This is a genomic window from Photobacterium sp. R1, assembly GCF_054600795.1.
The window spans coordinates 170,350-183,716 of record NZ_BAAHZP010000005.1 but is presented as its reverse complement, the minus strand read 5'-3'; the positions used below and the strand labels follow the sequence as shown (position 1 = coordinate 183,716).

General features: G+C 50.7%; 10 protein-coding genes. 2 read left to right on the top strand and 8 right to left on the bottom strand.

Translation table 11 applies throughout. The features are described 5' to 3' along the window. Nucleotides 1-103: 103 nt before the first annotated feature. From ACYP03_RS10655 to rsuA, 7 genes are all read right to left on the bottom strand, one after another. Nucleotides 104-1,852 (bottom strand): GMC oxidoreductase, encoded by a 1,749-nt coding sequence (locus tag ACYP03_RS10655; RefSeq protein ID WP_459779693.1) that lies wholly within the window; start codon nt 1,850-1,852, stop codon nt 104-106. A 271-nt stretch (nt 1,853-2,123) separates the two neighbouring features. After that, nucleotides 2,124-3,050, bottom strand: a complete 927-nt coding sequence (locus tag ACYP03_RS10650; RefSeq protein ID WP_459779691.1) for a ribose-phosphate diphosphokinase — start codon at nt 3,048-3,050, stop codon at nt 2,124-2,126. After that, entirely contained in the window at nt 3,047-4,555 is a 1,509-nt protein-coding gene (locus tag ACYP03_RS10645) for a thymidine phosphorylase family protein (protein WP_330959579.1), read from the bottom strand. The genes ACYP03_RS10650 and ACYP03_RS10645 overlap by 4 nt, the downstream gene beginning before the upstream one ends. A 456-nt stretch (nt 4,556-5,011) precedes the next feature. Next, on the bottom strand, nt 5,012-6,409 hold the full coding sequence (locus ACYP03_RS10640) for an MATE family efflux transporter (RefSeq protein WP_459779689.1): 1,398 nt from the start codon (nt 6,407-6,409) through the stop codon (nt 5,012-5,014). Between the two features lie 196 nt (nt 6,410-6,605). Then, nucleotides 6,606-7,262, bottom strand: coding sequence for a DUF2913 family protein (locus tag ACYP03_RS10635; protein ID WP_248140066.1), 657 nt, complete (start codon nt 7,260-7,262; stop codon nt 6,606-6,608). Nucleotides 7,263-7,294: 32 nt separating this feature from the next. Further along, nucleotides 7,295-8,485, bottom strand: coding sequence for a Bcr/CflA family multidrug efflux MFS transporter (locus tag ACYP03_RS10630; RefSeq protein ID WP_459779684.1), 1,191 nt, complete (start codon nt 8,483-8,485; stop codon nt 7,295-7,297). Between the two features lie 341 nt (nt 8,486-8,826). Beyond that, nucleotides 8,827-9,516, bottom strand: a complete 690-nt coding sequence (rsuA, locus tag ACYP03_RS10625; RefSeq protein ID WP_459779682.1) for a 16S rRNA pseudouridine(516) synthase RsuA — start codon at nt 9,514-9,516, stop codon at nt 8,827-8,829. Nucleotides 9,517-9,818: 302 nt separating this feature from the next. Between rsuA and ACYP03_RS10620 the strand changes: the two genes are divergently transcribed. Then, nucleotides 9,819-10,313: a GNAT family N-acetyltransferase gene (locus tag ACYP03_RS10620; RefSeq protein WP_248140060.1), complete on the top strand. Its 495-nt coding sequence runs from the start codon at nt 9,819-9,821 to the stop codon at nt 10,311-10,313. A gap of 160 nt (nt 10,314-10,473) precedes the next feature. Then, nucleotides 10,474-12,243 (top strand): DEAD/DEAH box helicase, encoded by a 1,770-nt coding sequence (locus ACYP03_RS10615; protein ID WP_248140058.1) that lies wholly within the window; start codon nt 10,474-10,476, stop codon nt 12,241-12,243. A gap of 32 nt (nt 12,244-12,275) precedes the next feature. On the opposite strand, the gene ACYP03_RS10610 is transcribed toward ACYP03_RS10615, so the two are convergent. Further along, complete coding sequence (locus ACYP03_RS10610) at nt 12,276-13,229, bottom strand: alpha/beta hydrolase (protein ID WP_248140056.1); 954 nt, start codon at nt 13,227-13,229, stop codon at nt 12,276-12,278. Between the last annotated feature and the right edge of the window lie 138 nt (nt 13,230-13,367).

The window sequence follows — 13,367 nt, the reverse complement described above, 5'->3', positions numbered from 1 at the left end:
TTTATTGGGGTGATGATATTCAAAAGCGCCTCACTTCAGAAGACGCTTTCATACTATCACCTGATTTTCAGGTGCTATTTCTCAAACAACTTTTTTCTGGTAACTACTTCCCGGACAACTTATCTGCCAGATCCTGTGCCAGTGCGACCATGGTGAGTGTCGGGTTCCAAGAGCCGCCCTGTGGCCAGAGTGCACCACCAGTGACGTATACGTTGTTGGCGCCTTTGAACCGGTAGTTCAAATCAACTGGTGCGTCTGGCTGAGCACCGATGTGCAACGTCGAACTTTCATGGACCGGGGCATCGACACGAATCGCTGTTGAGCTGGGACGCGCCGATGTCCAGTCCCCTTCATCCGGAGCGCCATGCCAGTATTGCACCGCGTCTTTGCCTTTCGGGGAGAGCACGGTTTCCAGAATACTGAAGGTGGCTTCGTCCATCGCGGTCCAGGTTTCTTTGTCTTTGCCGTTTTCCTCAATCTGAAGCAGTGAGTTGGTGGTGATGTTGCGATCATCCGCATTGCCTTTAAACCAGCTGCCCGGATTGGTGTAATCCAACTCACCCAGCACGGCACAAACGAACACCACATAGTCTTGAGAAGACAGCAATTGCGCCATCGAGGCTGTCGCCACCACATCCGGCATATACCGCAGCGCTGTGGCTGAATTCACAATCGGGTTGTCATCGGACAATGCCGACAACTGAATATGATATTGCTGTTCGAAACTGTTGTTCGCAACGCCAGCCACGTAGCAGGCGCCTAATTCCAGATTGCCCCAGTCACCGTTTGGATCCAGATCCGCCTTCGGCACGCGCGCAACAATTGAGCTGATGAAATGTGCAGAGAAACGATCGCCCAGTCCTGGATAATCCGGGAATGAATTTCGCAATAAGGTCGTTGGCGGCAATGTACCCATAGCGAGGATCAGCTGTGCCGATCCCAGCGGTAAAACACCTCGGGAAGTTTGCAGCGCTGTGGCTTGCGGCATGCCATCTACTGATTGCTGAATAATCTGCTCAACAATGCAGTCTGTCACGATATCCAGTTTTGCGCCCGTTCCGGCCTTACTGCGCGCGGCCTGAACTTCAGCCAGTTCCAGAAGACTACCCGGTGTCGAGAACTTCTGGAAATCGATACCGTTCACCCTTTCAGATGCCGAAGCCAGCGGTGCAGCTTCCGTGCGGTAAATACCGTTTACTGAAGTACCGGACTGTTCAAGTAACTGCTGAATTGTCCGTTGCAGTTCACCGTACACCGGGCGGTTATCCGCAATGAAAGCCTGCTCAGCTTTACTGCGGCCCGCATCAATCTGATCAGCCGGTTGGACTCTGAGCAGAGTTTCAGCCGAGTCGAAATTCCTTCTGGCCGCATCAATCGTTTCCTGCGGCCACCCGGCAAACTCCTGATCATTGGGTCTCGGACACCAGGCACTCCACAAGGTAGAACGCCCACCAAAGAAGGGTACCATGCCATGCTGCCAGTGAATGGTTCCGGCCTGTCCCAGCTGATTTTTGGCCGACATTGTCCAGGGGAAGGTCTCCGACAATCCGCCTAAAGTATTTTTAAACGGCAGTGGCAGATTCTGGAAATGCTCAGGTAAAAAGAACGGGCCACGTTCGATCATCAAAATCCGGGCGAAGGGATTATTCTTCAGGGCACGCTCAGCGAAAGCCAGCGCACAGAAACCCGTGCCGATCACGACAAAATCATAATCATTTTCTTCCCGGGCCTGTTTCCATTCGGCATTCGACAGGAAAAAGACATGATCCATCACTTTTTGTCCGGTCGGGCTCTGTGGCCCCGGCGTCGGATATCCGTATTGCAGTTTATTACTTGCGGCAGCTGTTCCCATGGAGAAAGTCCTTCTTTGAATTGTCAGTCAATCACAGATGACGAATGACAGGTGAACAGAAATGTCATGATGATAAATACAGCCAGCAAAGCATGCCGACAGTGCATCATGAATAGACAAGGAATCTGAAGAAGGACAATTTAAATACGCAAGCCGGACTTCGGTTTCATGAAAATGAAACCTTGGTTCTATCGCCAGGAAATACGTGAATAAAAAGTTACACCGAAGCGTGAGGCCGGTATTCGTTTTGGCTGTCTCCGCTGAAATCGTCTCAGCCCGTATTTTGCGTCCGTTGCAACAGCTCAATCACAGCAGGAAGCAACTGCGGGGTGATATCAATCGCGTTCGTCGGGTGCGGAACGGTATTGGTTGTCACCAACTGACTGAGCCCGGCGACAATCAGCGCTTTGTCTGAATCATCGGCAAAAATACCATGGACTGCGACGCACTGAATCTTGTCGATTCCGCGGGACTGAAGCGCCTGTACACACTGCAAAATTGTCTGACCGCTGGAAATCACATCATCAATAATGACAGCAGTTCTGTCCCGGTATACTTCGATATCCGGCAAAATCACTTCGACATGCCGATCGCCGAAACGGTGCTTCTCGCCAATCACATAAGGATGCTGACTGAGCCCGGCGATGCTCGAGACCCACTGCTCACTTTCACTATCCGGACCAACCAGCAGCAGATTGTTCTTTGTCGTCAGCCACTGTGCAAGCGCGGTTGCGCCCTGCACCACCCGACTGGGCACTGTATAAATTTCGTCTAAGGCATGATAACGGTGCAGATGCGGATCAACCGTCACCAGCCAGTCAATATGCCGGGACAAAGACTGCGCGAATATCCGCGATGTGATGGCCTCGCCGTCTGCAAACCGGCAATCCTGCCGCATATAGCTCAGATAGGGCGCGATTAATCCGACCTCAGACGCCCCGAGTTCACGCAGTGTTTCCAGCAAAAAGATCAGCGGTAAATACTTTTCATCCGGATGCGACAAATCAGCAACGACGACACAACGCCTGTTTTCAACGGTTGAACATACCCGCAGATAAAACTCACCGTCGGGAAACTGCCGGGATTCAAGATGACCTGGCTGTGCATCCAATGCAACGGTCAGCGGTTCAAGTAGCGGATGTGGTTGCTGGGAAAACACCCATGGTGCTTCTGCATTCGGCGTTACTCTGTCACTCATTTCGCGGCCTCGATGGTAAAAATTTCCGACTGACGATAATACGACATGGCGTATTGCTGCTCTCCGGCGGTATCCGAATATAAGGTAAACAACGGATCACCATGTTCCACTCTGTCGCCTACCCGTTTATGCAGTCGCACCCCGGCTGCAGGTGTGGCTGGTGCCCCGGCCAGTTTTGCCAGACGGGAGAGTTGCCGGTTATCAATCGCAACCAGTCTTCCCTTCACATGCGCCGTTTCCGTATGTTGAAAATGAGCTTGCGGCTGAGTTTTCATCCCGCCTTGCGCAGCCAAAATTCGCTGAAACTGCTGCCAGGCTTTGCCTTCATCCAGAATCGATGTTGCCCTTGTGAGCCCCGCTTCGTAGTCCTCATCAAAAGCAATCGAAAACAGATGTGCCGCCAGAAATAAAGCGCGTTCTCTCAGGTCTTGCGGTGCGGTGTCGCTGCACTGTAACACCGCCAGTACATCACGCGCTTCCTCGACCGGACCGATTCCTGCTCCCACCGGCTGGCTGCCATCGGTGATCAGACAACGGATGTGGATGCCGCAAGCTTCTCCGACCCGGGTAAATAATGAAACCAGCCGATCCGCATCTTGCTGAGAGCGGACTTTAGCTGTGGGACCCACAGGAATATCAATCACAACATGGGTCGAACCCGCGGCTATTTTTTTCGACAGTACAGAAGCAATCAGCTGCCCTTCCCCATCCAAATCCAGTACACGTTCAATACGAATGAGCAGATCGTCCGCCGGACTCAGATTAACCGCCCCTCCCCACGCCAGACAGGCATGCGTTTTTGCGACTACGCGCTGAATGTCCGCCAGATCGAGATTCACTGTGGTCAGCGCCTCCATCGTATCGGCCGTCCCTGCCGGGGATGTAATCGCGCGTGAAGACGTTTTCGGAATCGTCAGCCCCGCCGCACTGATAACAGAAACCACCAGCGGTGAGGTCCGGTTGCCCGGCAAGCCGCCAATGCAATGCTTATCAAAGACTTTAGTCTGACCCGGCCAGTACAGCCGCTTCCCGCATGTCACCATGGCCTGCGTCAGGCCGATAATTTCATCGACATCAAGGCGGCTCCCTGCGCACACACTCAGAAAGCTGGCAATTTCTATATCCGAATAACGGTGAGCGCTGATGTCTTCAACGACATCCTGAATCTCCTGATGACTGAGCTTGTGACCAAAAATCTTTTTCCTGACCGCTGCCAGTGAGGTATTCACCGGCGCATGACTGACTTGGATCGCAACACCGTCAATCGCATTCAGGCGATGCATGGCGATTTTAGATAAACCGGCACTTTTCGGGGGCAGTACCTTATCGTCCACCACGTTCAGGGTGGCGATGATGCTGTTTTTGCCATGAGTCAGCAGAACCCGGCTACTGGCCGTAAAACCTTCTGCTCGGCAGATATGACAATCGCTCCGCATATACGCCACCGGCTCCTGGTGCGTGTCGATCCCCATATCGATCACATAAAGCTCATGCGTCTGACTCATGATTTTCCCCTGTTCAATACTGACTCTGGATTGATGTTGAAATGGCCAGTGGTGACGGATGACGCCATTTTCAGGAAGCCTTGTTTTCAGGAAGCACTGCTGCTTTCCCTGAGGTCTATAGGCTCAGTATAGGCCGCAACCCCAAAAACACTTCAAACCGCTGTTTCTTCAGCACAAACTCTGACCCATCACACTCAGAATTCACTGAATCCATGTCGCCAGTATTCAATAGACGATAAATCAAAAAAAGGACAATAAAGTGCGCGTCACACAACAGTGAAATGTCTGAAATGGAAAGCTGATTCTGCCAGCAGGAAATATGTGAATGAAAAATTACACGCGAATGTGAAACCTGCGATGACTTCAAGGCGCTGCATTCAGAATTAAAACCCCCAAAAACAAAACAACCTGCATCATGCAGGCTGTTTTCGCTTCATTCATGAACATGACAGGATGTCAGGCTGGCGTACTTTGACTCTCGTTTGCCACCAGGTTATTCATCCAGGCTTTGGAACGAATCCGAATCACTGAACCGATAATTTTCACGCACTCTTCCAGCATCAGCATGGCGTATATCCACTCCAGGGGCAGTTTCAGGACCAATGCACAAAATGCCGTCAGCGGAATCCCGATCACCCATTGCGCCGCCAGATCCTGATAAAAACAAAACCGCATGTCACCGCCAGCCCGCAGGACACCGACAATCATCGTCATCGGCAGACTTTTCACAATCATCCCGGCACAGAAAATCAGGAAGAAGTTTTCCGTCAGCGCCCGGGTCTCCGGGGTCATTGCAGCAAACAGGTTTAAAATCGGATCGCGGATCAGCAGCATCAATCCTGCAATCACCACAGCACAGGCCAGATTGATCACCGATACTGCCCAAGCCTGACGGTACGCTGCCTCCATCTGGTTTCCGCCAAGCTGATTTCCAATCAGCACTGCTGAAGCGTTGGAAATACCGATCAGCATCGCCAGCGCCAGCGATTCAATCGGGGTCATGACCGACAATGCGACCAGACCATCCACACCCGACTGACCGATAATCACATGGTACATAAAAATACCACCCGACCATGCCAGTGCATTCAGAGTTGTAGGCAACGACAATTTCAGAAAACGTTTGATCAGGGCGGCATTCATGACTTCCGGATAAACGGACCATTCGAATGCAACAATATGCTTTTTCAGGTGCAGATAACCAAACAGCAGCGCAATTTCGACCAGCCCGCTGATGGCTGTTGCCCAGGCTGCACCAGCGATGCCGTAAGCCGGCATCCCCAGATGACCGAAAATCAGGACCCAGTTCAAAAACAGATTCAGGGCAATCCCCACGGCACTGAAAAAAGTACTGATACTGGGCTGGTGCATGGCTCTCAGCCCTACAGACACACTGCTGCCCCATGACACGGCAAACAGACTGATGGCTGTAATTTGCAGATATTCAGCCCCCCGTTGGATGACTTCCGCATCATGCGTCGCCAGACCAATCACCTGCTCTGGCATCAACCCGAAAATCAGCGCGGCACACACAGCAACAATCGTTGTCATGAGCATAGTCAGTGCCACACTCTGTTTCATGCCATGCTGATTTCCGGCGCCCCAGTACTGGGCTGCCAGCATTGCGCCGCCGGTAGTCACGCCAAACAGCATGATTGTCACGACAAAAAGAGCTCTGCCCGCAATACCGATTGCTGCAACATCCAGCTCATTGAGCTGACCCAGCATCAGAATGTCCACCAGACTCCGGCTGGAAAACAACATGATTTGCAAAGCAATCGGAAAAGCGATTGCCATCAGGCGACGAACAAAGGCGCCGTCGATAAACGCTGGCGCGGAGGAAGAGATACTCATGATGGATAACCGGTCGGAAATATGCTGAAAACGGAAACAATTTTATGTTGAACTGTTGAAATCACAAGCTAAAACACACTGATTTACTTGATTTTTTTCAATATCATCAAACAACTCACTCTTCTTTGAAACTGAATTGAAACATCCTGTTGACCCATAAAAAAATACAGCCTTTCGGCTGCATTTTTCTCAATCATCAATCCCGGGACAAGGTGGGCAATTCCGGCAGATGACTACCAGCATTTGCCGGCTGCAGAATATATTCACCATGGTATTTCACTAAAGATTTATAATCGGTCACTTTATACAGCAACAATCCGTTCTCATAAGCCAGATCGATGCATTGCTGGCTGTTCCCCCGGACATACACCGACAGCGGCTTGATCAGCACACCCTCTTCACTGAATGCCGCCTTTGCCTGTGTTGCACAAACCACCAGAGAAGCCTGACCATCGGTATGATGCGTCACTTTACGGTTCACTTCATAACCCGTTGTGACCATCCACCCGGCAGCTTCCAGCGCCTGATAAAACGCATGCACACCATCGGAGTCCACCGGACGATTCAGCCCGCTTTCAGTCTGAACACCAGACAGGGTCCATCGGATATGCTCAAATTTCTGTTTCAGTTGCGCCTGTTTACCCAGACTGCGGGCCTGTTGCTGCCAGGCAAGCAGCGTTTTCGCAACACAGTGATCATATCGCTGCTGCTTAATCACTCTGGTAATCCAGGCACTTAAAAAATGTGTTTCACTCACCGGGTTATTCGGTGTTTTTCCGGCAGCGACAGAGCCATCTAGTTCAGACAGACCATCGCTCACCAGTTGGTGCAGCTCTTGATAAAACTCAGCCATATATTTCTTTTCTTGACGATTACTTACGACAATCAGGCATCTTTCGACAGCGCCCAGTAGAACAGTGACGAAAGCACCGAACAGGCGGCGGTCGTCCCAGCCAGTGGCCATGCAGATGTGTCCGGCATCATTGCTACAATACCGCCCACAACCGTACCGGTTCCGAAGCGCATTGTACCAGCCAGAGACGATGCCGTACCTGCCATATGCGGATATTTGGCTAATAAACAGGCCATTGAGTTACTGGCAACTGTAGAGATCGCACCGACAAAGAGCATCACCGGTACAACAACGCCCCACAGCCCCAGCTCAAAGACCTGACCGGCAATCAACCCGACCCCAGCAATCAGCTGTACATTCAGACCCAGGCGAAGCATAAAATGCGAGCCCATTTTACGGACCAGTTTGCCATTGAGTGTGGTCATCACAATCAGACAGACCACATTCAGGCCAAACAGATAGCCGAAATTTTCAGTGCTGACATGATAAAGATCGATGTAAACGAATGAACCGACGGTCAGGAAGACAAACATCCCTGCAAACGAGAACCCGCTGCTGACAACCAGACCCAATGCCGGAGCAGATGTTAACATCCGCGCGTAGTTTCTGAGCGTGGAACCGAGATGAAACGGCAGACGTTTTTCAGGCGCCAGAGTTTCCGGAATCATCTTCATCACCGCCAGAATCACAATGACCGAGAACAGCGCAAGTGACCAGAAGATTGAACGCCAGCCCAGCCAGACCGACAAATAACCACCGATCAAGGGTGCTGCCAAAGGTGCTACCGTCATCACCAGCGTCACAAAAGACATGGTTCTGGCAAACTCTTCACGTTCAAACATGTCTCTGATGAGCGCCTGAATAATCACCGCGGCGGATGCTCCCGCGAAACCCTGTGCGGCACGAATCCAGGTCAGTTCAGTAATGTCATGACTCACGGCACTGACCACTGCCGCCAGCGCGAACAGCACAACGCCAATAATCAGAACAGGACGACGACCATAACTGTCTGATAAGGGCCCATGAATCAACTGGCCGATAGCAAAACCTGCCGTATAAGCCGTGAGCGTGACCTGCACAGCACTTGGAGTGACAGCCAAATCTTTCGCAATGGTTGGCATTGCGGGTAAATACATATCGATGGCTAGCGGCGTTAATGCTGCGATTGCACCGAGAATCAAAATTAAGGAAAAACTCAGACCAGGACTGTCAGATTTACTCATAAACCACTTATTAGTAGATAAAGGGGAAAGAAAGTGATTGTACGACAATTTTCGCTGCGCGAATCTTTCCTAACAGGAAATGATAACTTTCTTTTTTAGGTATACTAGCAAAAAATTGTGACTCACATCAGCAGACAGGTCAAAAATGAGCCACCGAAAACCACAGTTATTGCCTGAGAGTGAAGTTTTACAATTTGTGAATCAACGGTGCAATCTGCGGCAAGTAATAGGGAAAACTGAGCCTTTCCTGACAATTCCGCCCCGCTGCATACAAAAACGGCGCTGATATCCGTTTGATCGTCAGCGCCGTCTTTCTTTTTTTCCGATTATTCGCACTTCTGTCAGAAGCTGGCGATTTCCTCTTCGGTTAAAGGCCGGTATTCGCCGGGCTCCAGCGCTTCGTCCAGCTCAACAGTGCCAATATTTTCACGGTGCAGCGCCTCAACTTTGTTGCCAATCGCCGCAAACATCCGCTTCACCTGATGGTATTTGCCTTCTGAAATCGTGATCAGCGCTTCTCGCTCGCCCAGAATTTCCAGTTTTGCCGGGCGCGTCAGTTCTTTTTCTCCGCGAAGCTGAACCCCTTCCGCAAACTCGGTGACCGCAGATTCCGGGATCGGATCAGCCGTTTCCACGTAGTACACTTTCTCACACACATGACGCGGAGACGTGATCCGGTGAGACCACTGACCGTCATCTGTCAGCAACACCAGGCCGGTGGTATCGGCATCCAGACGACCGGCCACATGCAGTTTCTCAGGGCTGACTTCGTCGAGCAGTATAAAAACTGTCGGATTAAAATCGTCGACGTGTGAGCAGACATACCCCTGAGGCTTATTCAGCATGAAATACTTCGGGCCCGTCATATGCAGCGAACGGCCATCAAATTCAACATCACAGTCTGGGGTGATTTTCACCGCCCCATTCCGGACAACCTCGCCATTCACTTCAATTCTTTTATCTTTTAATAACTTACCGGCTTCTTTGCGCGTAATTCCCAAGGCCGTACTCAAAAACTTATCAAGCCGCATGGCTGGCTCCAAGTGTTGCAAAACCGCCATTATATACCCAAGTCACCTGAAGATACTCAATTCTGAAAGATTTGTACGATAGATACCTGTCCTCAGCCTTCCCTGAAGGGGTATCACTAATTGCAACCCCTGATCACAAATTTTTACATCGCATTATCTGAACTGCCACTAAGCTCAAAAAGTAGAACATTTATCCATTTTCACGGTCTTCACTTATAGACAGAAGACATGGGTTATCCGTATAAACACCTGAAGCGAATTACGACCATGTCATGACAACACCGAACAACTAAGGTTGACTTATGAACATCTCACTTGTAGCGCCTGGCCTGTCTTCTGCAGACATGTTGCTTACACTTGTTGGGGAACTCTTTGAATATGAAGTCCTGCCGCAAAAGCGCGAGCAAACGACACAGGCAGTTCACCAAATACTCAACAATCCGGAACTGGGCCAGGTTTGGTTCATTGAAGTGAACGACAATGGCAATCAAATGATTGCCGGTCATATCATCCTGAGCTACAGCTTCAGCCTTGAATACGGCGGCCGGATTGCACTCATCGACCAGTTCTACCTGAGACCCGAATGGCGTCAGCAAGGGATCGGGACTGAGCTGATGCCGCAAATTGAAGCCCATTGTGCTGAAGCGGGCGTACATGCACTGACACTCGAAGTCAATATCGGGAACAAAGGAGCCCGCAGTTTCTACGAGAAACACGATTTTATCCCGCGGCGCCAGTTCTGCATGATGACCAAAACCATCAAACCAACGAAACTACCGCTGAACATGGCTTCGTGAACATAACTTCATGAAGCTTCATCAATGTCGCGTCATGAACACAACCATTCGCAGGGCCCGCAATTCCGGGCCCTGATTATTACAACCGCCCCGATACTTGTTTCCCACAGTTCAAAGCCGTTAAACTCCCCCAGCGCTGTTCATCAACCGAATCAAATTCATGTATACACTTCGCCCATATCAGCAGGACTGTGTGAAAGCCACGGTTCACTACTTTCGTCAGCACAGCACGCCTGCCGTCCTGACCTTGCCCACAGGTGCCGGTAAAAGTCTGGTGATCGCAGAATTAGCCCGAATTGCGCGCGGTCGGGTGCTGGTGCTGACCCACGTCAAAGAGCTGGTCGAACAGAACCACGCAAAATACGAAAGCTACGGTTTAAAAGCTTCCATTTTTTCTGCAGGGTTGGGTCGTAAAGAAACCGATCAGCAAGTGGTTTTTGCATCGGTCCAGTCGATGGTCAACAGTCTTGACCAGTTTGACGCAGAATTCTCCCTGCTGGTCATCGATGAATGTCACCGGGTGCCGGACGATGAAAACAGTGCCTATCAGCGGGTGATCAAACACTTGCAGTCAATCAACACAGGGATCAAGATTCTGGGGCTGACCGCAACGCCCTATCGTCTGGGCATGGGCTGGATTTACAAATATCACACCCGGGGTCAGGTTCGTACCGAGCAGGAGCGATTTTTCCGGGACTGCATCTTTGAACTGCCTATCCGTTACCTGCTGGACGAAGGGTTCCTGACAGAACCCAAAATCATGGATATGGCCGTGATCGGCTATGACTTCTCCGGCCTGAAACCGGCCAGTAACGGCCACTACCGGGAATCGGATCTGGATGCTGTGATTGCGAAATCTTCCCGGGCAACCCCGATGATTATTGAACAGGTCATTGATTACGCTAAAGACCGGAAAGGCGTGATGATCTTCGCCTCAACGGTCAACCATGCCAAAGAAATCATGGGCTATCTGGCCGAAGAAAACGCGGCACTGGTTGTCGGAGACACGCCGCTGGAAGAACGGGATCGCATCATCAATGCATTTAAAAATCAGCAAATTCAGTATCTGGTCAATGTGTCGGTTCTCACCACGGGGTTTGATGCACCGCATGTCGATTTGATTGCTATTCTTCGTCCGACGGAATCAATCAGTCTGTATCAGCAAATTGTGGGCCGCGGTCTGCGCCTTGCTGAAGGCAAAACAGATTGCCTGGTTCTGGAGTATGCCGGGAACTGCTACGACCTGTATCAACCGGAAGTCGGTGATCCCAAACCGGACAGCAGCAGCGAAGTGATCATGGTGCCCTGCCCGGCCTGCGGCTTCAAAAACAGCTTCTGGGGCAAACTCGACCCGGCTGGCTTTTTGATTGAACACTATGGCCGTCGCTGTCAGGGTTACTTTGAGGACGATGACGGCGAACGGGAGGAATGCGGCTACCGCTTTCGGGCCAAGTTCTGTGAAGAATGCGGTGCAGACAACGACATTGCAGCGCGACGCTGCCATCAGTGCGATGCTGTCATGGTCGATCCGGATAAAAAGCTCAGAGATGCTTTAAAGCTGAAAGACGCCATGATCATGAAATGCACGGAGATGAAGCTGGAAGCCGGGAAAAACCAGTATGGCAAGCCTCAGTTGAAAGTGACCTATTTCAGTGAAGACGATGGTCATATCAGTGAAACCTGGCAACTGACGAACAAAACCCAGAAAACCGAATTCCTGAAGAAGTTCATCAATCCGCATCTGGTTGACCGCCATCGTCCCTTTACTGAGACGGCCCCAACCAAGGTTGCCGGCAATGAACACCGGCTGCGTCCGCCGGAAATCATTATTGCCCGTAAAAGCGGTCGCTTCTGGGCCATAAGGGATAAGTTGTTTGATCTTGACCAGTATCAAAACATCAATGCAAACAAAGTGTCATCAATCAAGTGAATCGCCAGCATCAAGCTGGCGCAGACGCTGACTTAGTGGAATGCCCCATTGAAGAAACGTTCGAGTTTGTCGAAAGGAATCAGATCCGTTTTGTCATACAGATCAACATGATTTGCGCCAGGAATCACCAGCAGCTCTTTTGCCTCACCTGCCATTTCAAAAGCATCTTCACTGAAATATCGTGAGTGTGCATGTTCGCCAATCACGAACAGAATTGGACGCGGCGAGATCCACTGCAGGTGATTCAAAAGCGCGAAATTGATGAACGACGGCGCGCTGCTCATCGTAAACTGAGTGATTGAGTTGTGATGGTAGCCACGCGGACGTGAATAAAACGCACCAAATTCGCGGCCGATTTCATCGGTTTCACTGCCAATATCCATCGGTGCACCCCGCGGTGTCATCGCAGGGGCAGCACCGGTAAATTCTGCATAACGCTGTTCGGCAATCATATCCAGCCAACCGTTTCGCTCTTCATCAGTCAGCGCATCATGAAAGCCTTTCGCATGGTAGCGGGAAATATCATACATACTGACGGTCACAACGGCTTTGATACGGCGGTCCACCTGAGCTGCACTCAACCCAAAGCTGCCACTGCCACAAATGCCAATCACACCAATTTTGTGGCGGTCAACAAACGGACGAGTCCCGATAAAATCGACGGCTGCACTGAAATCTTCCACAAACAGATCCGGAGAAGAGAGGTGGCGAACTTCACCGCCACTGTAACCATTAAACGACGGGTCAAAGGTCAGAACCGTAAAACCGCGCTGTGCCATTTCATTGGCGTAAACACCAGGCCCCTGCTCTTTCACGCCACCGTAAGGTGCCCCAACAATCAAAGCTGGCAAGGTTGCCAGATCGCTTACAGATTTTGGCCGATAAAGATCCGCTGAAATCGTCACGCCATAACGGTTTTTATAGGACACTGACTCGCGTGTCACCGCGTCACTTAACGTGAAAATATAATTATCGATCGCTGGCATAAGATGCGCCTGAATGAAGTGATTGAAGAAATTCAGGCAACAGAAATCCCAAAAGCCCGGTTTCAGACTTCCAAGTGAATACCTGATATTGATGAAAAATTAATACTGAGAATATCCAAGGCAGTCGCTCACGAATAT